A 24487-nucleotide genomic window follows, 5' to 3' on the forward strand; every position below is an offset into this window, starting at 1 on the left:
TTAAGAGGTGGAAATTGCATTTATTGGTTGAATGGGCGTCACAAATAACACAATTTTCAGATACTTCGTACTATACTACGTAAAAACAATAATTTTTCTAAAGGAATAAATATTGATGCATAAAAAACATCTTCTTCTGCTCTCTTGCCTTACATTAGGTTCATCACTTCTCTTTGCCCAAAGTTCTCTGCCAAAACAAGCACTTAAAACCAATGGTCAACTTATCTATAATGTCAAACAAAAAGAAGTTGATACTTTAAAAGGAATGCTCAGTGATGGAGAGTTTTTCGGACGTCTTCGAACAAATAACTTCTACTTTGGCTATGACCATGATGATTCTGGGCATGAGAGTACTCTAGTAGGTGCTATCGGAGCAAGTTTTATCTACAGATCAGCTTCTCTACAGGGCTTTGATTTCACACTTGGGCTTTATGGCTCACAAGCCTTTTTCAACAGTGATGATATTCATGATAATGTCAAATATATCAAAGCAGGCAAAGATACTTTTAGCCGTTATAAATATGTTCAAACAGGTTCAAAAACTCTCTATACATTTGGACAGGCCAATCTTAACTACAAATATTCAAAGACAAACTTCACGCTTGGTCGTCAACTTGTTGAGACTTTTTACACAAAAAGTAATGATACCAAGATGATTCCAAACACCTTTGACGGCTTTGTTATCAACTCAAAAGAAGTGACAAAAACAACAGCAAAATTTGCTTACTTAGCAAAACAAAAGCTCCGTGACCATGAAAGTTCACACGCTGTTTTAATGTATGATGACTCCAATGCAGCTAGCTACTCAACATGGACAGCCAATGATGACTCTGCAATGCATAAAGGTCTTAGCTATACAAATCTCATAGCAGCCGGCAAATCAACAGATGCACCACTGATTGTTTTAGATATTACAAATAAATCGGTTAAAAATCTCAAAATCAACTTCTCTTCTTATGTTGTACCATCACTCCTTTCACAAGCGATGGGTGAATTAAATTATAAAATAACTTTGAATGGCTTTAGTATTAGTCCGGGCGTTCGTTACATCCAGCAGTTCGATAATGGAGCAGGAGATGTAGGCGGAGCATCTCTACTTGGAACTGTCAATAGTACAAATCCAGGAGCATATAAAGATCCAAACTCTTTAAATGCACAGATGATAGCAGCACGTCTTGTAACAAAGATAGATGATTATAAAATCAATCTTGGATATACAAATATTTTAGATAAAGCCGACCTTGTAACGCCTTGGAGAGGTTTTCCAACAGCAGGGTATACTCGTTCAATGGGAATCTATAACTGGAGAGCAAATACAAAATCGTACCGCATTGAAGTTGTCAAAGGGGCAAATGCAAAAGGTATCTATACAAAACCATTTCTTCAGGCTTCTGTTCTTTATGTAGATAGTGATGAGAACAAAGCGATTTTAGAAGATAGTATGTTTTACTATCTTGGTCTTATACAGAACATTCCATCACTACAGGAAATGCAGTATCGTGTACGCTTAGGATATAGAGACTTTATTAAAGATGCTTCTACAGTCTCCAACTATGCAGATGTTCGACTAGAACTCAACTACCTCTTTTAGGATACGATGTGGAAAAACTTTTTATAATTGCACTTTTTTTTGGCTCACTTTTGTATGCACAAACAGTGACCATTGCACTTGCAGCCAATGTCTCTTATGCGATGGATGAACTTCAAACTGCTTTTTATAAAAAGTATCCTGATACAAAACTTCGTATCATTATCGGTGGTAGTGGCAAACTGAGCGCACAGATAAAAAATGGTGCTCCCTATGATATTTTTATGTCAGCAAATATGCGCTATCCCGAAGCTCTCTACAAAGAAAACATTGCAATTACAAAGCCCCGTATCTATGCACAGGGAGCTTTGGCGATACTGAGCCAAAAACCAAGAGAGCTCACGCAGGGCATCAAAATAGTTGCAGATACAAAGATAAAACGCATCGCCATTGCCAACCCAAAAACTGCTCCCTATGGAAAAGCAGCTATACAAGCACTCAAAAATGCAAAACTCTACCAAAAAATAAAACCAAAACTCATCTTCGGCGAGTCCATTGCGCAAACCGTTACCTATACCATGACAGCAGCAGACCTTGGCTTCATCGCAAAGTCAGCACTCTATTCTCCAAAAATGAAACAATTTAAAAAAGATAAAAACTGGATAGAAGTAGATGCAAATCTCTATACTCCCATCTCTCAAGGTATTGTTATCATAAAACATGGATCAAACAACAATGCAGCAAAAAAATTTTATGACTTTATCTTAAGTAAGGAAGCAAAAAGCATCTTTAAAAAATATGGGTACAATATCCTATGAATAAAATTCGGGTAAAGATAGAGAAGATTGAAAGTAATGGTCAACTCACTATTGTCACATTTAGCTCAAAAGAGCATACACTCAAGATGATGAGCTTGGAACTTGACACAAAGATTGAATATGCAAAAGAGCTTATTGTGACAACGAAAGCAACAAACATCGCGCTTGCAAAAGATTGTAAAGGAGAGTTGAGCTACTCAAATCAACTTCAGGTAAGCATCGATGCTATGGAGATGGGAGAGCTTCTCTGTTCTCTGCAGCTCTCTTTTGAAGACAGACTTTTAGAGTCCATCATCACGGCTGATTCTGCAAAACGTATGAATTTAAAAGTTGGAGATAAGCTAACAGCATTGATAAAATCGAGTGATATTTCCATACTGGAGCCTCTTTCATGAGCTTTGAGCCTTTTATTCTCTCATTTAAACTGGCATCGTTTACTGCACTCATTCTTTTTTGTATCGCCCTGCCCCTTGCGTGGTATCTCTCACAAACCCACTCACGTGCAAAACCTTTCATAGAAGCACTCACAGCTCTGCCTATCGTACTACCTCCATCAGTTCTCGGTTTTTATATTCTCTGGGCACTCTCTTATAACTCTCCCATAGGTGCTTTTTTTGAGGAGACTCTTGGTGTGAAACTGGTCTTTTCCTTTACGGGACTTGTTATTGCAAGCTGTTTTTACTCCCTGCCCTTTATGGTCCAACCATTGCAAAACGGTTTTGAATCGCTCAATAAAAATATGTTAGAAGCAAGCTATATTGCAGGAAAAAGCAGACTCACAACCCTTTTTCGTGTCGCTCTGCCAAATATGAAACCAGCCCTTATCACTGCCATTATCATCACTTTTGCTCATACAGTTGGTGAGTTTGGTGTTGTGTTAATGGTAGGTGGCAGTATTCCAGGTGAGACTAAAGTAGCATCAGTGGCTATCTATGAGATGGTCGAGATTATGGACTATAGTGCAGCACATATCTACAGTGCCATTATGCTTGGAATCTCCTTTGTTGTCCTACTAAGCGTTTATATCTTTAATGCACGCCAGAGCAAAAGGTTTGGACTATGATAAAGCTCAACATTACAAAAGAGCTTCACGGTGCAAACGGAGCGATGCAGCTTGCACTGAATACCAGTATAGAAGAGGGAGAATTTGTAGCACTCAGTGGAAAAAGTGGTAGTGGAAAAACAACCCTGCTTCGTATACTTGCAGGGCTTGAAGATGCACAAGGTGAGATATCTGTGGCAGACAAGGTATGGCTTCACACAGACAAATCACTTCCCCCGCAAGAAAGAGAGATAGGCTTTGTTTTTCAGGAGTACGCCCTCTTTGGCAATATGACGATAGAGCAAAATCTTCTCTATGTGGCAAAAGATACAAAACTTGCCAATCATCTTCTTGAAATTACAGAACTAAAAGAGATGAAAAAACGCTATCCTCATGCACTCAGTGGTGGGCAAAAGCAGCGAGTAAGTATCTGTAGAGCTTTAATGAAACGACCAAAAATTCTTCTGCTTGATGAACCACTCTCTGCATTAGACAGTGCAATGCGAATAAAACTCCAAAATGAACTACTTACTCTGCATAAAGAGTTTCAGACAACAACCATTATGGTAAGTCATGACCCAAGCGAGATCTACCGTCTGGCCTCACGTGTTCTGGTTTTAGATAATGGCAAAATAATCAATGACGGAAAACCAACTGATGTACTCTTAAAAAGACAAGGGAGTCAGAAATTCACATTTCAAGGTGAACTCTTAGAGATAAAAAAAGTAGATGTTATCTTTATCGCTGTTGTTGCCATTGGTCAGCAGCTTGTTGAAGTTGTCGTCAGTTCTGAGGAGGCAACAAACTTGCAAACAGGGCAAACTGTCCGATTAAGTACAAAAGCATTTGTGCCTACAATTACCCATAAATAATAAAATTTCTACCCCCCCCCATTTTTAAAAATAAATTAATATAACAAGTGCTATCCTCTTAGATATAGTTATAGGAAATGTAATGATGTCTGCAAAATATTGGGAAATTTTAATCGTTGATGATGATGTTTCTGTGCATAATGTGATTAAAAAAGAACTGCAAAATATTTCAATTCAAAATAAACCTGTCAAAATTCTCCATGCACACAATGCCCAAGAAGCCAAAGAGCTCTTAAAAGACAACTCCGATACCTCCCTTGCTTTTATAGACATATCTATGGAAACGCCTGATGCCGGACTGAGGCTTGTTGAACATATAAGAAATGTTCTGCACAACAGCAACATAAGAATTATTATGATAGACAGCGGGAATTCTCCTGTTCCTGCAAATAAGATTTTTGATCTTTATGATATTAACGGTTACAAAGAGAGAGCCGAGATACTGAGTGACAAATTCTATCTGATTATCAGAACTGCCCTTAAACAGTATGAACAGTACAAAGAGATAAAATCCAGCAGAGATGAAATCTATAAAAAGATGACGACCAATAATGTAACCCATCTTCCAAACAGAATCAAACTCTCAGAATATCTGGACACAATGGGAGAAAAATCTCTTATACTCATCAATATAGACGACTTCAGTCTCATCAATGAGCATAGCGGGTTTGACTTTGGCAATGAAGTACTGCGTGCTTTTGCAAAATTTTTGGAGAAAAAATATGACAGATATGCCCAGATTTTTCATCTGCACTCCGACAATTTCGCACTCTTGTGTGTCAAACTCGAAAATGAGACAACCGAAGAGAATATTTTACGCATCAAAGACGATATTGCAAAATATGTTTTTAACGTCAACGGTATAAAAACACGTCTGACAGCAAGTATAGGCATTGCACTGTACGAACGCGGAAACATCATCCAAAAAGCGGAGTTTGCCCTCAAAGAGGCACGCCGTTACGGCAAGAACAGTATTCAAAAATATACAGATGATTTGAACATACTCCGGACGATTCATGCCAATTCACTATGGAGTACAAGGGTACGCGATGCCCTGCTCAACCATAAAATGCATACCTATTTTCAACCTATTTTAGAAGTAAAAACCGGTAAAATCATTAAATACGAAGCCCTTGTCAGACTGGAATATGAAAATGAGATCTACTCCCCTTTTCATTTTTTGGATGCGGCACTCTACAGCGGACAGATATTTAAAATATTTCAGTTTGTCTTGGAAGAGGCCTGCAAAAAGGCTGTCCAAAGCACTTACTTTTTTACGGTAAATATTAGCCAGTATGATATACAATACCCTGATTTTTTACAAACTGCAAAAAGAATACTCAAAAAGTACAATCTGCCACACTCCAGAATAACATTTGAAATTCTCGAAAATGACAGTATTGCCCACAATAAAAATATTCAAGCACTTTTAAATGAACTCCATGCAGAGGGCTTTCGGCTTGCCATAGATGACTTTGGTGCCCAGTGTTCAAACTTTGGACAGCTCAACAACCTGCCCATAGATTTCATTAAAATTGACGGAGCCTACATCAAAAATATCGTAACAGATGAAAATTCTCAGATAGTCACGACTACCATTATTGACTTTGCCCACAAAAAAGGGATTCCAGTTATTGCAGAATATGTATGCTCCAAAGAGGTGTATGATTATGTAAAAGCTTTGGGCGTTGATTTTGTGCAAGGCTATGAAATAGCAGAGCCTCAACCTCAATTATAAAGAGACTTTGACAAGCCTAACAGTATCTTCTAAGAGATAACACAAATAACCCTCTACTTTTGCACCGGTGATACTTTTAACTGCATGCACATAAGAGTAAACCTGTTTTTTATACTCTTCATGCGCTTTGTAAGAGCTTTTGTAATCCACGACAATATAGCTTCTATCCTCTTTAGCTATAAGCAGATCAATATAACGCAAGCTCTTTTTATAACGGAGTGGCTTCTCTTTTTTATATGTTGCATTCTCTAACAAAGAGAGAAACTCCCTATGTTCTAAAAGTCGCTCTATTCGATTACAGATATCTTCTATCTCTTCTTGTGTCAAGATAAAACCATACTTATTTGTCAGCATCACTTTTGCAGCTTTGAGGGCATCATGACTAAACTCCCAAAGCATCTCCAAGGTGTAGTGCAGTGCTATACCAAAATTGATAGCATGCAAATCCTCTTCTTGAACATTTTCAGCTGCTAAGATTTCACTCTGTGTTCCATAGTAAAGATTTTCATACTTGAGTTTAACAGGAACTTTTTTTATCTCTTTATGTTCTTGTTTGACTGCAAGCTTTCCAAAACTTCCAATCTCCAAGCCTAAAATATCAAACATAGATTTTTCACTCTTTTTAATAATGAACAGATGTTCTTTGGCTCGAGTAAAGGCAACATACAGAGCATTGAGACTATCTTCAGTTACCAGTGCTTTCTCTTTTTGCACGGCATCTGCATAGGCTCTATCAATTGCATCACGACCTGCTGTACGCAGATATATATTTTCTAAGCGAATACCATCATACTCATAGATAATACTCTCTCTTGCAGATGGTGCCTGCTTGAGCCTATCCATTACAATAACATGTTTATACTCCAAACCCTTGGACTTATGTACTGTAAGTACTCGAACACCGCTTACGTCTGAAGCCGCAGCACTTGCATCAAGACGTTCATATTCAAAGATAAGTGCATCTATATCATTATAATTCTCTATAGCACTTAAAAAACGAATCGTATGAAAATCATCACTAAAGAGTCCATACTTCTCAATACAGTTTTTGACAATATCAAAGAGTCTGATACTGTTGAGATCAGGGAGGGCAATATTTTTACTCTCTTGGTCAATCAGAGCGAAAAAGTTCTCTTTGTAAATATTCTCTTTAAAATAGAGATATTTCAGATACTCCAAAATCGCCTTGATACTGCGCTGATTTATCAGTTTCGTTGTAGTCTCTGTTACAACCTCTATCTGCTTCTCCTGAAGGAGGTTTTTTATCATCTCTCCATCGCCATTTGTTGCACAGAGCAGTGCGATATCATCATGATTTGCGCCTAAGTCTATCAGTTTTTGGACCTGCATAAGCGTCTCTTCTAGCAGTTCATCATTTTGCACAACCTCTACATAACCATCATCGGCACCACAACGGACAAGCTGAGGCGTATAGTTTTTGATTTTGTCACTAAAAGTATGATTGACAAATTCAATGACCTCTTTTTGTGAGCGATAGTTTGTCAGTAGTTTTTCAACTTCCGTGCCATTTTCTCGTGCCACTTCACCAAAAAGCGCGGAAACACCACCACGAAAACGGTAGATAGACTGTTTAACATCCCCTACAAAAAAGAAGCTCCCCTCTTCAAAGATGCCACTTCCTGCAGTTATCTCACGGATAAGTGGTTTTAAAATTTTATACTGCAGTATACTTGTATCTTGAAACTCATCAAGTAGCATATGTTCAATCGTACTATCAAGTCGAAAATAGAGAAATTCACTCTCATCCAAACGATGTAAAATCGTATAGACCAGCTTTGTAACATCGGAAAATCCAAGCTCACTCTCTTCTACATAGAGTGCCTTTTTTGCTTTTTTGTAAATTGCTGTCAGCTCACGCAAAGCAGCAAAGAAGTTTTGCTCTTTAGCTCTGTTATACTCACGCATAGCCTCTTGTATACTGCGTAATGCGATATCCATCTCAGGAGTGTAACACTTTTTAAAAACCCAGTACTCAAGACTCTCTTTACTGATCCAGGTCTTTGACCTCAGTTCCTCAAAGCTCTCTACATCCACTGCCTTTTTCAGTGTTGCCGATGCACCTTGACAATTATTGACAATGACTTGCAGACTTTTGAGTGCTTGCATCGCTTCTGTCTCATACACACTGAATGGCTGTTTCGTAAAGAGAAGATGCTCCAACTCTTCTTCTTTTTCATAAAACTCATCCAAAAGTGTAAAGATATCACTCACTCTCTTTTTAGATTCCAAAGCAAGTGAGATGAGCATCTCTTTTTTTCCTGCGACACTCACCTCTTTTAAAAATCGTGAAAGCAGTTTTATCTCATGCTGCGTGGCATGTGTAGTGAAATCCGGCATCAATGAGACATAGAGAGAAAATTTGCGCAGAATTTGCGTAAAAAAACTGTCAATGGTCATTATCTTTGTATGGGCATTCAGAAAGGTCGCTAAAACTTTTTTTCTCTGCTCTAAAATTGCCTCACGTGAGAGTCCTGTAACTTTTACGATCTCATCAAGCTCATCTCTTGTCTCTAAAGACTCCAGTGTTTCCACTATCCTCTCACTCATCTCAGAAGCTGCTTTGTTTGTAAAAGTTAGGGCTAAAATCTTTGATGCATCTGCACCTCTAAAAAGTAGGGAGAGATAGCGTACAACGAGCATAAATGTCTTTCCGCTTCCTGCACTCGCTTCATATGCCAGATTATTAACAAATGCCATCAATCTCTCCCACACAGCATAACATAAGGACAGAATTGACACGCTTTTGTATCTTGCGTCAGAGCAAAATCGACCTCTTCTATTGAAAGCAAATCAGCAATATGTGACTGTAACAGTGCCAGTTTCTCTTCTAAAAAAGGTTCTTGTACAATACGCCCCTCTTTTAAATCATAAAATCCACACTCCGAAACATTGCCAAGTCCACCTGCTAAAATATAATAAAACTCTAACTGAAAATCAGTTGCTTCAGCTACACTGTTTTTATTATATAGCGTATAAGATCCTGTCTTATAATCAAGTACACTGATGCTACTCTCTTTTTTATCTACACGATCTATTTTTCCCTGCAACATCATACCGTGATAGGGAGCTTTTAGACTTTTTTCACAGGCCACAACTTGCCATCCTTCATGAAAACGCGCTATCTCATTCTCACAAAAGCTTTGAAGTTCTCTCTTCTTAAGAGAAATAAGATAGGCTTCCAACTCACTTGGACCTTTGACAGCCTCTAGCTCTTTTTCTAAATCATGTTGTAGGGATTTGATATCGTAATAGTGATTTTTTTTACGGTAGAGGTTCTGTAGAGCTTTATGAATATCATTTCCTATTGCATACTCTTGTGGCATATCTCGTGGGATCTCATGCTCTTTGAAGTGTTTTATATAATGGTAGTAATATTTTCGTTTGCACGTTAAAAATGTCTTCAAACGTGATGCTGAGAGTTCAATATCTTTAAAACTATAAGGCTCTACTATCTCCTTTTGCAACGGAACTCTTTTTTTACTTTTTTTAAAAAGTATCTTTGCATACTCTGACTCTTCTATGGTCTGGCTTACTTTTATACCAAGCTCTTTTAAAAAACGTGAAGGTCGATTCTCACTAGAGGCTACATACGATATAGCTACCTCTTTTGAATGCAGCATCAACATCTCATAGTAATGTTTTTGCAGATTCTCCCTCTCTTGCATCGTAGGCAGTCCTGCCATCTCACGCAGCTTTGTATTTAAAAACATATCTTTGGAGCTTCGTTTTGGAACATTACTTTCATCAAAATCGATGATAATAACAGCATCAAAAACAACACTCCGAGTCTCTAACACTCCCATAACGGTAATCTTCCCACCATAAACATCATCCAGTGTACGATTTGCCATTCTCTGCATAAAAAGATTGAGTGCCGAGCGAAAATTCATCTCACGTAAATATGGAAGAATTTTACGAAAAGTATAAAGCTCTTCTTGAAATATCTTCTGCTCTTCCTTGTTGGTGATGAGAGACTGCACTGCTTCCATAATATCCATAAAATCCACATGCTGCATGCTCTTTTTGTAATGCTGCTGCAAAAGCATATACAGAGCATCTCCCTCACGCTCCAAACGATAGATATTCTCATAGGTCACATCATCCAAAAGCATGCTTGCAGCATGGAGTTTTTTATAGATTTGGCTCTCTTTGAAGCTTCTTCCCATTGCAAAGTTGAGATTTGATTTCTCATCAAAACTTCTGATACTTTTTGCACGCTGTTCATTTGGCAAAATAACGGCTATCTTCTCAGGATCATACCCTTTTTCTACAAACTCATAAATCTTCTGCTTGATAAAAGCAATCTGTAAAATCGGCTCACTAAAGCTCACGCAGCTTATTTTACTCTCTTTACCTACAGCTTCTTTAGAAACACTCTCTTTTAAGTTAAGTGACAAAGTATATCTATAACCTGTTTCTATATCAAAGCCTAACTCACGTAGTTTATTCTGCATTTTTGTATTAAAGCGTGTTGCGTGAAAATGCAGTAGTATATCAGAGTACTCTGTGGCTTCACGCAGCAGCTGCAGTTCAAAACTTGTCAAATACCCCTCTAGAACAATCTCTACTTTTGCGTGTTCTTTAAGATAGTTATAGTTAAGTTCATAGAGTTTTGGAAGGTAAATTCTATCAAGTAGTTTTTTCTCTTTACAAAGTTGTCCGTAACGCCGATACAGTTCTTCTAAAATAGTTATATGCTCTTCATACTCAGCATATACATCAGCATCTTTCAATACATTGATGTCATATAATTCAGCACTGAGCTCTTCAAAAAATTTAAATATATAAGAGGAGTTTTTTGTAAAGGTAAAGAAATTTCTCTCTATTTGAAGATTGGAAAAGTTTTCAAAGTTGGAAGCTTCTAGTAAAAGAAGGATTCGAGTATCATCATCTATAAAGCTCTGTCCTTGTACAAGGCAGAGCTTTGTAATGAATTCACTCATAGTGATGTAGTTTGGCAGAAAAAGCGTCTCTTCTTCTACTGTTAACTGTCTCTGCCTAATTGCTCGAGCAGAGGGAAGAACTATCAGTGAATCATCCATTATTCAAATTCAAAAGCCTCTTTGATACGTGTATCTGCTTTCATATTTAAAAATCGATAGTCATCACCTACTTTAATTTTTGCTATGATATTCCAAACACCGACTTTTGGGAACTTTGCACCACTAAATGTATAGATACCATTCTCAACTTTTGGATTGTCAAGCTTTTGATCAAACTCACTTGTCTCCGGACGAGAGATAGCAATGATAAGTTCTGCATTATTGACAGGCTTGCCCTCTATATCCACTACACTGTACTTTATCTCCGGTGATTCACCACCGATAGACTCCGTTATGTAGCTAACTTTATATTTTTTATCAAAATGCATCCTTGCCTTGATTAAATCATTTGCTTTTGCATCCGCATCTTGATAATTCGTCATATATGCATCACTGCTTTGAATATTAGCTTTGCTTGTTACCATAACAGTAGCAACACAAAAACCAAATACAAGCGTTATAGATATACCAATAACATAGGGCCAAATTCTGCCACTACTCTGTTTCTTGCTCATTCTTATGCCTCATTTTATATATTTTTCTTTTAATTAACATTACTATAGCATATAAAACAAAACCGTAGAAAAACAGCTTCACCCAGAAGAGTGCTTCTTGATTGGCATCACCTGGATCATTTTCTAAAACAACCCCTTTTGCAGTTGCAATTTGATGTGCAATATCAAGATAACCGTTATACATGGAACCTGCATATTTTCCTACAACCTGTTCTTTTTTTGCTTTTTGTGCCAAGAGAGGTAAAATGGTACCTCCATAATCTTTTCGCATTTCATTAAATGTCTCAAAACTTTTCGCATAAACCATCGCCATTATAAAAGCCTGGACCGGTGATGCAACAGGGCTTAGTACCTGTTTTCTGTTAAAATATTTATATAAAGATGTATCGTTTGTTTCGATATCCACCTCTTTATCCATCTCTGAAAAAGTTAAAAGCACCGTTGGTTCTTGAAACTGTGCCAATAGTTCTCTTTCATACTCAAGCATACTTTTGCCCTGCGGTAACTCTCTTAACATAAGAAGACGTAGTGAAATACCTGTTTTTTGATAGAGTTCGCTTCCGAGTTTTTCTATCTGTGCAGCAAATGCTTTACGATGAACAATTTCATCTTTATATAAATACTCAGCTAATAATTGTGTTTGAAAAAATATGATGAAGATGAGGGCATAAAGCCCTCTAGTTAAAAATCTCAAAGAATTCTAACCTACAAATAGATGATTCGGTGTTACTACCGCCCAAAGAGTATATGCAGCCATAAGAACTAGGCCCCATCCAATAATTTTATCCATCTTATACTCCTTATTTCACATCTACAATATGCTTAGCATTATCCGTGCTAATCATTTTAATTGATTTTTCATTCTCAATCTTGTAAAAGTTTTCTGCATTTGCATTTTGAACACCTAGTGCTTGCACAGTCAAAAATGCAAGAATACTAAGTAACAATACAGTCGCAATTAACATTCCAGTTATACCATCAAGAGCGAAAACACTTCTATTTTCATTCATGCTACTCTCCTTTACTTAAGCTAATGATATAAGCAGCAGCTGCTTCTTTTTGTTTAGCGTTAAGTCTATCAAATGCTGGCATTTTACCGATAACACCTTTTTTACCATGTGTTAATACATTAGTAATAAGTGCCGGTGTAAACTCAGCAATATTTGGAGCTACATACTCCATACCTTTTCCATCTGGTCCGTGACAAGAAGCACAAGTGTTAGCAAATACTTTCGCACCCGCTTCATTACCTTTCATTCCATTTGCAACATACTCAGCAACTGCATCAATCTCAGTATCTGTGATAAGTGCACCTGTTTCAGCATTGAAAAGACCGTTACGATCCGGCATTGGCATTTCAGTACCTAAAAGTTTGTTATTTGAACCATTTTCAATAACACCTTTAACTGTCTTAGCTTCAAGTCTAACATTTAAGTTAGCCGCTTTTCCATCAATACCATCAGCAGCAATACCGTGACATACTTTACATTCAGCTAAGAATACAGATTCACCCATCTCAACAAGTCTGTCTCCATGAATGTTAGCATACTCTTTTTCGAATTTTGCATTCTTTTCTGCAACTTCTTCATTGTATTGGCCGATTTGAGAAAATGCATTTACTGGATATCCAATTGTAAAGTACCACATACCCCAAATCATAGTACCTAAGAACATAACTGCCCAACCAAACGGTACTGGATTTTTATATTCACCTATGTTGTCCCAAGACTCATCAGCAAGCTCACCAGTAGCCTGGTCAGTTTGCATTTGACGAACATACTTGATTACAACAAAAACTGTAATAATTACAAGAGCAACAGCCCCTGCAACCGCAAGCATATTGACGATATCACCATTTAAACCACCTTTACTCATGCCAACAGATAAATATGTCGCACCAAGCATAGCAGCTGTAATGATAATTCCCCAAAGATAAAGCTTATTCATATATCTCTCCTAATTTTCTTTATCACGCGATAGAGGTTTAACCGGAGTAGAACCTATATCGTCATTGAGTGCCATATTGCTATACTCTTCATAGTCATGACCCTCTGCATCTCTTTTCTTTGTATATAAATGGTATATATATCCATATAGCACTACAACAAGAAATACTGTTAATGCAAAGTAACCATACGCACTTAGTTCAGCAATATTCACTTTTTACCTCTTACTTCAGACTGTTTAAGTATGCAATAAGTGCAACGATTTCTGGAATTTCCCCACGTGCAACTGCATCTTTAACATCTTGGTCTTTCATATCTGCAGCAACTTTTTTAGCTTCTTCTAAAGCTAAAGCATGAGCTTCTGCAACTGATTTACCCATTTTAACAACTTTAGTTGACCCATCTTTCATAGGAACTGGTTTGTTATATGGTACTGAGAAGAACTGTGCAACTGTTAATTGCTCAGCATAAGCAGTATCTATATCAGCTTTGTTTGTAAACATCCAGTTATATGCAGGCATGATCGAACCTGGTACAACAGCAGCAGGATTTTTCATGTGATTCTCATGCCAGTCAGTAGTTCTGTAGTTACCAACACGCATTAAATCCGGACCAGTTCTTTTAGATCCCCAAAGGAATGGTCTGTCATATGCATACTCTCCACTTAAAGAGTAGTGACCATAACGGTCAGTCTCTGATTTAAACGGACGAATTAGCTGTGAGTGACATGCATTACAGCTGTTCTTGATATAAACGTTACGACCAGCTAACTCTAATGTAGAGTATGGAGCCGTTCCGATTACAGGACGAGAAGCTTGAGCAAAGTTTGGAAGAATTTCAATCAAACCTGCAAAAGCAATTGTAACAAATACACCTACCGCAAAAAAGAACGGGTGTTTTTCTAACCAATGAAACATATTATTATCCTCCCTCTCTTATGCGCCCATAGGCGATTGATTTAAACGCTCTGCATCTACTTCTTTGTCCGATGTCCAAGTTTTGTAGATATTGTAAGCGAAAAGTAAGAAACCTACTAAGTATAATAGACCACCTACACCACGAATAGCATAGTAAGGATGAAGTACTGTTACTGTATCGATGAATGAGTAAGCTAAGTTACCGAACTCATCATGAGCACGCCACATCATACCTTGTGTAATACCTGCAATCCACATAGAAGTGAAGTATAAAACAACACCTAAAGTCTGAATCCAGAATTGTGCAGCCATTAAGCTCTTAGAATAGATTTCACGTTTGAATACACGTGGAGCCATATGGTAAAGTGCAGCCATAATCATGAATCCAACCCAACCAAGAACACCATCGTGAACGTGACCAACAATCCAGTCAGTGAAGTGAGCGATCGCATTAACAGATTTGATAGCTTGGATAGGACCTTCTAATGTAGAGAACATGTAGAATGTAGAACCAAGAACCATAAACTTAATTAATGGAGATGCTGCAACTTGTTGCCACTCACCCTTCATTGTAAGAAGCATATTGATCGCTGAACCCCATGAAGGCAAGATAAGGATTACTGAGAAGATAGAACCCATAGTCTGCATCCAGTCAGGAACAGTTGAATAAAGAAGGTGGTGACCACCAGCCCATAAGTAAACGAACATTAATCCCCAGAAAGAAAGAAGTGATAATTTATAAGAATAAATTGCCTGACCTGATTCTTTTGGTAGGAAATAATAAATCATAGCAACGATAGGAACAGTAAAACCGAATGCAACTGCATTGTGTCCATACCACCATTGTACAAGGGCATCATTTGTACCAGCATACATAGATACAGAGTGCCACCAGTTACCAATAGCAGTCTCACCAGCAGGTGATGTTGCAAGCATAGTTGGAACTTCCATATTATTGAAAAGGTAAAGCATAGCTATACCGAGGAATGTAGCAATGTAATACCAAACTGAGATATATAATGACTTCTCACGGCGAATACCGATAAGACCAAAAATACTCATACCGAACAGTACCCATACAACAACGATAGCGATATCGATAGGCCATTCAAATTCAGCATACTCTTTTGAAGTAGTTACACCTGCAAAAAGTGATACAACAACTGCTGCAACACCTACAATGTATAACCAAAAGTGCAACTTACCAATAAACATCAACAAGCCTGATTCTGCCATTGACACTTTTAGTACACGCTGACCAACATAATACCAAGTAGCAAAAATACCACTTAATGTAAAACCAAAAATTACCGCATCTGTGTGCAGTGGACGAAGACGACTGAAGTTTGTGTATTCAGCTAAACCTGAACCTAGAATTGTATTAACACTAGGGAAAGCAAGTTCAAAAGCTAAAATTACACCGATGAGCATACCTACTATTCCTAAAATAATAGTAGTAAGCATAAACATCTTTGCAACCGTATAGTCGTACTCTAATGGACGATTCTCCATATATAGCCTCCTTAAGATTCAAAGCAATAAGCCTCATAAGTGCATAAATACACCTATCAAACTAATCAACACTTGTATATTAGCAAGCTATATGTTTAAAGAATCTTAATTTAAAGAGAAATTGCTAGAAAATTTATCTTTTTGTTTAGTTTTGGAATTTTATGTACATTTAAGATACTGCAGTTTTATCGTCAAATTAAGCAACACTTATGCTGTTGCTTAATTATCTCTTGATAAGAGAAAGAAATTCAGAGAAGATATATGCACTCTCTTTTGGTCCAGGAGAGGCTTCCGGGTGATGCTGAACAGAGAAAATTGGCTCATCTTTGTACTTTAAGCCCTCGATTGTATTGTCAAAAAGATTGACATGTGTTACTTCAGCAATCTCTGTAATATTATCTGGGACATTATAGTTATGGTTTTGTGCAGTGATCTCTACAAGTCCTGTTTTTTCATTTTTAACAGGATGGTTTCCACCATGATGACCAAATTTAAGTTTAAATGTATCATATCCGTGAGAGATTGAAAGGAGCTGATGTCCAAGACAGATACCAAACATCGGCACTTTTGCATCAATAAGCTTTTTAATCTGCTCTTGCTCACGCTTGAGAACAAGTGGATCACCCGGTCCATTTGATAAAAAGACGCCATCAATGAGTTTATTGTTGTATTTTTCAATCAAATCCTCTGCAATAAAATCATTTGGAACAACTTCTACATCGATTTTTGCATTCACAAGCTCGTTTAAAATGTTACGCTTCACACCAAAATCGATAACGACAATCTTTGCTTCCGGACTTGGTGCTTTGTCATACTCAAAAGCTCTGTAGTTGTATGTACTAGAAGTGTGCTTATACGCCTCTTTTGTACTTACCTTTTCGATGTAGTTAATATCTTCGATACGAGGAGAGTTCTCAAGAATCTTTTTAAGTTCCTCTTTGTCACTTATTTCAGTAGATGCTATCATCATCATAGCACCTTCACTACGTAGCATCTTTGTGAGATAACGTGTATCGATATCACAAATTCCCATCACATCATATTTTTTCAAAAAATTTGTAAGCGAATCCTCTGCTCTAAAGTTAGAATAACGCTTTTGATAACGGCGAACAATCATTCCTTTTGCATGTGCTGCAAGAGATTCCATATCTTCATCATTAACACCGACATTCCCTATCTCTGGCATTGTAAAAGTTACAAACTGCCCCGCATAAGATGGGTCACTCATAATCTCCTGATATCCTGTCATCGAAGTATTAAAAACTATCTCACCGACTTCTGTCTTATTGGCACCAAAACTTGATGCTTCCAAAAAAGTACCATTTTCCAAATATATCCAAGCTTTTTTTAGTGACTCCATACTTACTCCATTCCTCTTTTGCTCAACTCTTCACGGTAGAGTTTTTCATATAAAATTTCGAACTCATCAGTACCGGGAATAAACTTTCTTTTGTATGAACGAATTTTCTCCATTACCGCATCTTCAATCTCAGAAGTATCTGCCAAAAATGATGTGATAGCATTAAAAATGATATTTTTCACACGGTTTTCATTCACATCGAAATGGATAAGATCCTCTTCATAAAGCTCATCTAAAACCTTATGTGCAATATCTGAAAAACGCTCTTCATAATCCAAAATAACATCAAATTCAGGTGCCAATTTTTTCTTTATCATAAAGAAAAGCTGACGCTCATCAGCAAGCATAAACTCTATCTCTTCCTCATTCTCTTCGAGGTACTCATTTACTTTCTCTTCTAAAGCCATCTCTTTTTTTACACTCTCTTGGAGTATTTTTTCTGCTTCATGTGCAACAGGTTCAAGTCCACGTGTTAGAGTAACGGCACCACTTTTTGCTAAGTCGATAGATATTTTATTGGATATATGGGGAATAGTTTTTAATGATATTTTCATGATGGCGACCCTACTTATTTATTTAAATTCAGACATTTTACAATAAATAAGGTAAAAATCTTATTAGAGTGAAATTATTTAGAAAGTAAGAGCGTTAGTTCCGAAGCTTTTTTTGCATTCATTTTCGTTAAAATCTTACCGACTATCTTTGGTTTGAGCGACTGTAAAATAGCTGCTGCTTCATTTGTCTCCATATCTGAGAGTATATTTGCAGCAGATGCCGGTTTCATTTTTGCAAATGTTTGCGCAATTTTACTCATTTTCGTCGACTTTACCTCTTCTAAAATCTTTTTATTCCGTGCGAGCATTTTTTTAACAGAGGCTTCTTTTTGCGTTATTTCTGCTAATTTTTTATTAACTTGCTCTTCTTGTAAGGAGAGCTTCTGTTCTTTTTGTTTGAGTAGCTCTTCAGTTGCTGTTTTTAGAGCCTGAAGAGACTGTTTTTGCTCATCTATACGCTCTAACTCTACTAAAAGTTCACTCTTTCTCTCTTTAAAAATCTCGGTACATTCAAAAAGTTTATCACTTGTTTGCAGGGCAAAAAGAAAATTTTGTGTAAAAAGAAGCAGCAGTAACCATCGTATCATGAAGCTTGCCTTATAATATTTGTTTTTTTGGAGTATGTCATCAGTGCCACTTCATCCAAATCTTTTGTCTCTTGTAGCTTTTTGGCTTGCAGCATTTTCTCTATCTCTTGAAGCTCTAAGTAGTTAAACTTTTCATACTCTATCATATCACGCTTGAGCTGCTCTTTTGCCTCTAAAAGCTCTTTTTGTGCATACTCTACCCAGGATTCATTATGAGAAATAACTGCTCTTTGTGAGTCTAAAAGTGTTCTGTTTGCCAAAAAATCGGATATGATACCCTGCTGTGGTGCAGGAATATTTTGCAGTTCTGCCAAAGACTCACGCAGAGCCTCTTTGGCATTAAAAAGGTTTTTATTTGCATTTTGCACGACTCGCTCACTCTTTTGCATTGCATTTTTCTTTAAACTGACCAAAGCGCTAAAACGAGTCTTCATGCTTTTATTTCCTTGATTTAGAGGATTATCGTATCATCTCTCTCTGGTGATGTTGAGATAATACCAACCTTCGTCTGACTAATCTCTTCGATAAGTTTAACATATTCTTGTGCACTCTGCGGTAAATCTTCAAATTTTCGGACTCCTACAGAGTTATCCCAACCTTTGAAAGTCTTGTAAATCGGTTTTACATTTTCCAAATCTACAGGAAGATAATCAATCGTCTTACCATTGTACTCATAGGCAACACAAACTTTTACCTCATCAAAACCGTCAAGAACATCAAGCTTCATCAACGCCAACTCATCACAACCATTTAGACGGCTTGCATAACGCGTTGCAATTGCATCAAACCAACCACATCTTCGTGCACGACCTGTTGTTGTTCCAAACTCATGTCCCTGTTCACCAAGACGCTTGCCATCTTCACCTAAATCTTCTGATGGAAATGGTCCGTTACCAACACGTGTACAGTACGCTTTTACAATCCCTGTCACTTTCCCAATGTCTTTAGGATTGAGTCCAAGACCTGTACATGCTCCGGCACTTACAGTTGAACTTGAAGTTACATACGGGTACGTTCCATGATCAATATCAAGCATTGTTCCCTGTGCACCCTCAAGCAAAACACGCTTCCCTTCAGCATCAAGTGCACGCCATACCATCTGTGTCGTATCTGTGATGAATGGAGCAAGTTTCTCTTTATATCCATTAAGCTCTGCTAAAAGTTCCTCTTTTGTTGGAGCATGCAGATCCATAACATCAAAAATAGGCTTGTTTTGCTCAAAATAGTCCAAAATTGTCTGACAAAGTTTTTCAGGATTTAAAAGTTCTCCTACACGATGCCCAATACGGTTTATCTTATCAGAATATGCAGGCCCGATACCTTTTCCCGTTGTACCGATTGCTTTGTCACCTTTAAGGCGCTCTTTTGCCTGATCAATCGCAGCATGGTAAGAAAGATTTAGATGGGCCTTGTCAGAGATATAAAGACGCCCTTCAAGATTTTCAAACTGCTCCATCTCTTTAATGATAGATGACGGAGAGAGTACCACACCGTTTCCTACTACATTGATAGCTTTAGGGTTAAGTACACCAGAAGGGATAAGATGCAGTGCATATTTAACACCATCTACCCAGATAGTGTGTCCTGCATTGTGTCCTCCCTGGCTTCTACATACCATATCGTATTCAAGTGCCAGTTTATCTACAATCTTTCCTTTACCTTCGTCTCCCCATTGGATTCCAACGATTACATCTGCTTGATTTCTACTCATCTCTTACTTTTCCTCTTTCTCTAATGCTTCACATAAAGCATCTGTATATATTGCAAACCCGACCGATGTCAGCTCACCATTTTTATATCTTCCACCACGTGCATAGACTTCATTCTCTACGATTGAACGAAAATAGAGCTCATCATAATAGAGCATTTTTGCATAGTACATCGGTGCAAGGACTGCATTATCACACTGCATCTGCTCACACAGCTCTTTCATCTTTAGAAGCTCATCTGCTATCGCTTTTGGTGCGATTGCCATTACCTCATCTACCTGCTCAATATACTGCAGATAAACAAGCTTTGTAAGCCACTCCTCTTTAAGGTTGATAAACTTATCTATATTAATATGTCTAAAATCATCAATCTCTAACGCATCAAACATCTCCACTAAAAGCTGTGGTATCTTCATATTTGAGATTTGAATTAAAGATTTTACTTCTAGTTTTTCAAAAATCTCTACCGTGAGGTTCATGACAGAAGAGAGATTTTTCTCTCCCATAAACTCAACACCGACTTGATATTGTTCCGTTGTCGGATAGGTAAAGACCGGCTGAATATAGAACCACTTCTTCTCTTTAGTATTATGTCCCAAACGCTTCTCAATAATGCGTACAACATCTATTGTAGAGTCCGCTCTGAGTGAAAGTGCATTGTTTTTCTCATCATTGATGCGGATAAGTTCACGCTCATCAGCGATGGATTTGTGTTGATGATATGAAAAAATCGGTGTTACAATCTCTTCATATCCATTTGCATCCAAAATCTCACTGGCAACCTGCTCAATATGGCGTTTGAGTTTTGCACTCTTACCAAAGTAGAGCTTTGAACCGTTTGGAATTTCGTGTTCTAGTATCATTTATATCTCTTTTTTTTCTAGTGCAGTTTTAAAGTAGGTCTCATTGTATACTTTTGATGCAAGACCTGTATACTCCAAACGTCCCATACGGTGGAGTATCAACTCTATTGCATTCACAACCCAGATAGACTCATACGGAGCAATGAGTCCCATCTGGTTAATACGGAAGATTTTTCCTTTGAGATGGTCTTGTCCACCTGCAACATTCACACCATACTCCTCTTTTAAAGCTGAGCGGATTTTAGATGCATCTTTATCATCGATTGTCGTCATACTCTTTGCAGGTGCTTTTGGATAAGAGTGCAGACCAATTGCTTCGAGTGCCGCTCTTGTTGCTTTTGCACGTCTGGCAGTATTACAGTAAAGCACACCAAAGCCACCCTCATTTTTAATTGTCTCTAAAACTTCTAAAAGACCAATAATAAGCGTTGTAGCTGCTGTATAGGCGGTAGTATTTTGACGCTGTTTTTTAATCTCGCTCGCTAAATTAAGATAATAACCACGCCCCTCACCTATTTTTTCAATCGCAACATTTGAAAGACCTAAAATTGCAAGTCCCGGTGGCAACATCAATGCCTTTTGACTACCGGCAATAAGACAGTCAATATGTGTCACATCAATTCTCTCAACACCAACAGCAGTGATACCATCAGCGATAATCATAATCTCAGGATTGATCTCTTTTATCGCTTTTGCTAACTCCTCAACTGGATGACGAAGACCACCCGCACTCTCAGAGATCTGTACGGCAATAGCATCAATATCAGCGTTTGCTTTTACAGCCTCTACTACTGCTTCAACACTTACAGGAGTATCCCATTCGTTTTTAATCTCAACTGAACCCAGTCCATGCGCTTTTGCAATCTTTCCAAAACGCTCACCGAATTTTCCAGAATTGACATTGAGAAGTGTGTTATGGCAGAGGTTGATAACCGCTGCTTCCATAGCACCAGTTCCACTTGAAGCTATCATAACCACTTCATCCGTAGTAAAAAGTTCAAAAAGATGCTCACGCGTCTTTTCAAAAATCGCTTCAAATTCAGGTGTACGGTGATGCATAGTCTCATCAGCCATTGCATTTCTAACGTTTTGTGGTACTGGAGTTGGACCAGGAGTAAATAGTAACATTGAGTTTTTCCTACTTGGTTTAATGTTTAATTTTAAAAAAACCTCGTATTATATCGAAATATGTTTAAATTTTAGTTTTAAGGCACAAAATGACACTATTTGATTCAACTGTTTTGGGAATTATTGAAGGTTTTACAGAGTTTTTGCCAATCTCTTCCACCGGACACCTTATCGTTGCTTCAAAATTTTTAGGCATTGATCAGACAAGTGTTACCAAAGCTTATGAAGTCATCATCCAATTTGCAGCCATTTTAGCCGTCGTACTCAATTACAGAGAAAAATTTACTCTCCAAAAGATAGAGCTGTGGAAGAAACTTATCCTTGCATTCATTCCTATCGGTGCTGTTGGCTTTATCTTCTCGCATCAGATAAAAGAGCTCTTTAGTATCAATGTTGTAGCCATTATGTTCATTGTAGGAGGTATCATCTTTTTACTTGTTGAAAAGCTCTATATCCCTAAAGAGCGTACTCTTCTTGATGATGTAGAGCAAGTCTCTTACAAACAAGCTCTCCTCATTGGTATAGCACAGATTTTTGCACTCGTTCCGGGAACCTCTCGAGCGGGTTCGAGCATCATTGGTGCGCTACTTGTAGATCTTTCACGTAAAGCAAGTGCAGAGTTCTCTTTTTTACTTGCTTTTCCTGTAATGTGTGCCGTTACAGGCTATGACCTGCTCAAACACTATCATGAGTTTTCTGATGCAAACTTAGTAACACTCGTACTCGGGTTTGTAGTTGCTTTTGTGGTTGCTTATTTGACTATCAAACTCTTTTTAAAATTCCTCGAAAAGTTCACCTTTGTCACTTTTGGAATCTATAGAATTCTTTTTGGCATCCTTCTTTTAACATTATTTAACTAGAATAATTTTTAACATTTGGAACACGATATGCTTTATTTTTAGCATACCATAAATGTTAAAGGAGATGTCATGCAGAATTTACGCAGATATAACGCCCACTTACATTTAGTTTTAGAAAAACTTGAACGCTCTTTTTATGAATTGAGTCGTAAGTTTTTATAATACTTTCAATACTTTAGAAGCTAAACTCAAGGCTTTTGAACGATGCGATAATTTTCTCTTTATTGCATCATCCAACTCTCCAAGTGTTTTGTCAAACCCACTTGGGATAAACATCGGATCATATCCAAAACCACCTTCTCCTCTTGCCTCCGTTAAAGCTGTTCCATACATCCATCCATGAACAGTTCGCTCTTTATCTTTTGTCACAATGGCTATTGCCGCTGTATAGTGTGCCGGTGAGATCTCTACGCCTTTTGCTTTTATAGCATCAATGAGCTTGTAAAGATTATCCTTGTCATTTGCATCAACACCTGCATAACGGGCACTGTAGATTCCCGGAGTACCATCAAGTATATCAACGCTTATGCCACTGTCATCTGCCAAAACAACTGCATCTTCATCACCAAGTGCCTTATAGACAGCTCTAGCTTTGATTAAAGCATTTTCTTTAAAGGTATCTGCATCTTCAATAATCTCAAAAGCATCAATAATCTCTGTATAGGGAACTACTTCATAATGTTGGCAAAGCTCTTTAATCTCTCTTACTTTTCCCTTGTTCGATGTTGCTAAAACTAACTTTTTCACGCCACTTCCTTAAATTATCTTTTAAATTACTACTTTTGTATTTTGCAAATCAATTATAAATAATAGTTGCTCTATAATTTCAAAATTATATACTAATTCACTTCAAAAAGGCTTTTGCTATGTTTAAAAAAGTTCTTCCCCTATCCTCGATTCTCTTTTTGAGATTTTTAGGGCTCTTTTTAGTTTTACCTGTTCTTTCTGTTTATGCGCTTGACCTAAAGGGTGCAACACCTTTCTTGGTCGGTGTGATTGTTGGTGGTTATGCCCTCACGCAGGCTATTTTTCAAGTTCCTTTCGGAAGTATGAGTGATAAGGTAGGAAGAAAACCAACAATTCTCTTTGGTCTTTTAGTCTTTTTAGTCGGTTCTCTTATCTGTGCATATTCAACGGATATCTATACATTGATGCTTGGTCGTTTCTTACAGGGGGCTGGAGCGATTGGATCTGTTGTTACTGCAATGATAGCGGACCTTGTTGAAGAGAAAACTCGTGGTCATGCAATGGCGATCATGGGTGGATTTATCGCGATGAGTTTTGCTCTTGCTATGGCTCTTGGTCCTGTTATCGCAGCACACTACGGTATCAGTTCTATCTTTGTCATCACTGCAGTTTTGGCACTTATTGCGATTGTTATTTTATTTGTCAAAGTACCAACTCCACCGAAAATCAAACATATCTATCATGGTAAAACTAGTACAAAAGATATCATAAAAGACCCAAATCTTTTA

General features: G+C 37.6%; 25 protein-coding genes. 8 read left to right on the forward strand and 17 right to left on the reverse strand.

Going from position 1 to position 24487, the window contains the following annotated elements; genetic code table 11:
* Positions 1 to 115: 115 nt before the first annotated feature.
* The 6 genes from ES948_RS08695 to ES948_RS08720 all read left to right on the forward strand — a co-directional run bounded on the left by ES948_RS08695 (position 116) and on the right by ES948_RS08720 (position 5998).
* Positions 116 to 1591 carry an OprD family outer membrane porin gene (locus ES948_RS08695; RefSeq protein WP_152184582.1) on the forward strand — a complete coding sequence of 492 codons (1476 nt, stop codon included), beginning with the start codon at positions 116 to 118 and terminating at the stop codon, positions 1589 to 1591.
* A gap of 8 nt (positions 1592 to 1599) precedes the next feature.
* A complete protein-coding gene (gene modA / locus ES948_RS08700; RefSeq protein ID WP_152184559.1) occupies positions 1600 to 2346 on the forward strand; it encodes a molybdate ABC transporter substrate-binding protein in 747 nt (248 codons plus the stop codon).
* Positions 2343 to 2741, forward strand: a complete 399-nt coding sequence (locus ES948_RS08705; protein ID WP_152184560.1) for a TOBE domain-containing protein — start codon at positions 2343 to 2345, stop codon at positions 2739 to 2741. The genes modA and ES948_RS08705 overlap by 4 nt, the downstream gene beginning before the upstream one ends.
* Positions 2738 to 3409, forward strand: a complete 672-nt coding sequence (modB, locus tag ES948_RS08710; protein ID WP_152184561.1) for a molybdate ABC transporter permease subunit — start codon at positions 2738 to 2740, stop codon at positions 3407 to 3409. The genes ES948_RS08705 and modB overlap by 4 nt, the downstream gene beginning before the upstream one ends.
* Entirely contained in the window at positions 3406 to 4260 is an 855-nt protein-coding gene (locus ES948_RS08715) for an ABC transporter ATP-binding protein (RefSeq protein ID WP_152184562.1), read from the forward strand. The genes modB and ES948_RS08715 overlap by 4 nt, the downstream gene beginning before the upstream one ends.
* An 82-nt stretch (positions 4261 to 4342) precedes the next feature.
* The gene (locus tag ES948_RS08720) at positions 4343 to 5998 is read left to right on the forward strand and encodes a two-component system response regulator (RefSeq protein ID WP_152184563.1); all 1656 of its coding nucleotides are present in this window, start codon (positions 4343 to 4345) and stop codon (positions 5996 to 5998) included.
* On the opposite strand, the gene ES948_RS08725 is transcribed toward ES948_RS08720, so the two are convergent.
* The 16 genes from ES948_RS08725 to ES948_RS08800 form a co-directional block, all read right to left on the reverse strand.
* Entirely contained in the window at positions 5993 to 8716 is a 2724-nt protein-coding gene (locus ES948_RS08725; protein WP_152184564.1) for a RecB-like helicase, read from the reverse strand. The genes ES948_RS08720 and ES948_RS08725 overlap by 6 nt on opposite strands.
* Positions 8716 to 11061 (reverse strand): PD-(D/E)XK nuclease family protein, encoded by a 2346-nt coding sequence (locus ES948_RS08730; protein WP_152184565.1) that lies wholly within the window; start codon positions 11059 to 11061, stop codon positions 8716 to 8718. The genes ES948_RS08725 and ES948_RS08730 overlap by 1 nt, the downstream gene beginning before the upstream one ends.
* A complete protein-coding gene (locus ES948_RS08735; RefSeq protein ID WP_152184566.1) occupies positions 11061 to 11576 on the reverse strand; it encodes a FixH family protein in 516 nt (171 codons plus the stop codon). The genes ES948_RS08730 and ES948_RS08735 overlap by 1 nt, the downstream gene beginning before the upstream one ends.
* On the reverse strand, positions 11557 to 12270 hold the full coding sequence (locus ES948_RS08740; protein WP_152184567.1) for a 3-dehydroquinate dehydratase: 714 nt from the start codon (positions 12268 to 12270) through the stop codon (positions 11557 to 11559). The genes ES948_RS08735 and ES948_RS08740 overlap by 20 nt, the downstream gene beginning before the upstream one ends.
* A gap of 106 nt (positions 12271 to 12376) precedes the next feature.
* Positions 12377 to 12586 (reverse strand): DUF4006 family protein, encoded by a 210-nt coding sequence (locus ES948_RS08745; RefSeq protein WP_152184568.1) that lies wholly within the window; start codon positions 12584 to 12586, stop codon positions 12377 to 12379.
* Position 12587: 1 nt separating this feature from the next.
* Entirely contained in the window at positions 12588 to 13523 is a 936-nt protein-coding gene (locus tag ES948_RS08750; protein WP_152184569.1) for a c-type cytochrome, read from the reverse strand.
* Positions 13524 to 13532: 9 nt separating this feature from the next.
* Complete coding sequence (locus ES948_RS08755) at positions 13533 to 13736, reverse strand: cytochrome c oxidase, cbb3-type, CcoQ subunit (RefSeq protein WP_152184570.1); 204 nt, start codon at positions 13734 to 13736, stop codon at positions 13533 to 13535.
* A gap of 10 nt (positions 13737 to 13746) precedes the next feature.
* Positions 13747 to 14439, reverse strand: a complete 693-nt coding sequence (gene ccoO, locus ES948_RS08760) for a cytochrome-c oxidase, cbb3-type subunit II (protein WP_152184571.1) — start codon at positions 14437 to 14439, stop codon at positions 13747 to 13749.
* 18 nt (positions 14440 to 14457) lie between these two features.
* Complete coding sequence (gene ccoN / locus ES948_RS08765; protein ID WP_152184572.1) at positions 14458 to 15951, reverse strand: cytochrome-c oxidase, cbb3-type subunit I; 1494 nt, start codon at positions 15949 to 15951, stop codon at positions 14458 to 14460.
* 223 nt (positions 15952 to 16174) lie between these two features.
* The gene (carA, locus tag ES948_RS08770; protein ID WP_152184573.1) at positions 16175 to 17311 is read right to left on the reverse strand and encodes a glutamine-hydrolyzing carbamoyl-phosphate synthase small subunit; all 1137 of its coding nucleotides are present in this window, start codon (positions 17309 to 17311) and stop codon (positions 16175 to 16177) included.
* A gap of 2 nt (positions 17312 to 17313) precedes the next feature.
* Positions 17314 to 17865 carry a DUF507 family protein gene (locus ES948_RS08775; RefSeq protein WP_152184574.1) on the reverse strand — a complete coding sequence of 184 codons (552 nt, stop codon included), beginning with the start codon at positions 17863 to 17865 and terminating at the stop codon, positions 17314 to 17316.
* A gap of 74 nt (positions 17866 to 17939) precedes the next feature.
* Positions 17940 to 18452, reverse strand: coding sequence for a MotE family protein (locus tag ES948_RS08780; RefSeq protein ID WP_246153851.1), 513 nt, complete (start codon positions 18450 to 18452; stop codon positions 17940 to 17942).
* Positions 18449 to 18886 (reverse strand): flagellar export protein FliJ, encoded by a 438-nt coding sequence (locus ES948_RS08785; protein ID WP_152184575.1) that lies wholly within the window; start codon positions 18884 to 18886, stop codon positions 18449 to 18451. The genes ES948_RS08780 and ES948_RS08785 overlap by 4 nt, the downstream gene beginning before the upstream one ends.
* A 17-nt stretch (positions 18887 to 18903) precedes the next feature.
* Positions 18904 to 20163: an adenylosuccinate synthase gene (locus tag ES948_RS08790; RefSeq protein ID WP_152184576.1), complete on the reverse strand. Its 1260-nt coding sequence runs from the start codon at positions 20161 to 20163 to the stop codon at positions 18904 to 18906.
* A 3-nt stretch (positions 20164 to 20166) separates the two neighbouring features.
* Positions 20167 to 21024, reverse strand: coding sequence for an ATP phosphoribosyltransferase regulatory subunit (locus ES948_RS08795; protein ID WP_152184577.1), 858 nt, complete (start codon positions 21022 to 21024; stop codon positions 20167 to 20169).
* Entirely contained in the window at positions 21025 to 22152 is a 1128-nt protein-coding gene (locus ES948_RS08800; RefSeq protein WP_152184578.1) for a pyridoxal-phosphate-dependent aminotransferase family protein, read from the reverse strand.
* Positions 22153 to 22241: 89 nt separating this feature from the next.
* On the opposite strand from ES948_RS08800, the gene ES948_RS08805 reads away from it, so the two are divergent.
* Entirely contained in the window at positions 22242 to 23012 is a 771-nt protein-coding gene (locus tag ES948_RS08805; RefSeq protein ID WP_152184579.1) for an undecaprenyl-diphosphate phosphatase, read from the forward strand.
* Positions 23013 to 23168: 156 nt separating this feature from the next.
* On the opposite strand, the gene rdgB is transcribed toward ES948_RS08805, so the two are convergent.
* On the reverse strand, positions 23169 to 23759 hold the full coding sequence (gene rdgB, locus ES948_RS08810) for an RdgB/HAM1 family non-canonical purine NTP pyrophosphatase (protein WP_152184580.1): 591 nt from the start codon (positions 23757 to 23759) through the stop codon (positions 23169 to 23171).
* Positions 23760 to 23878: 119 nt separating this feature from the next.
* Here rdgB and ES948_RS08815 point away from each other — a divergent pair.
* A partial coding sequence (locus ES948_RS08815) for an MFS transporter (protein WP_152184581.1) occupies positions 23879 to 24487 on the forward strand: 609 nt, incomplete at its 3' end.

The organism is Sulfurimonas indica (genome assembly GCF_009192995.1).
GTDB classification, from domain to species: domain Bacteria; phylum Campylobacterota; class Campylobacteria; order Campylobacterales; family Sulfurimonadaceae; genus Sulfurimonas; species Sulfurimonas indica.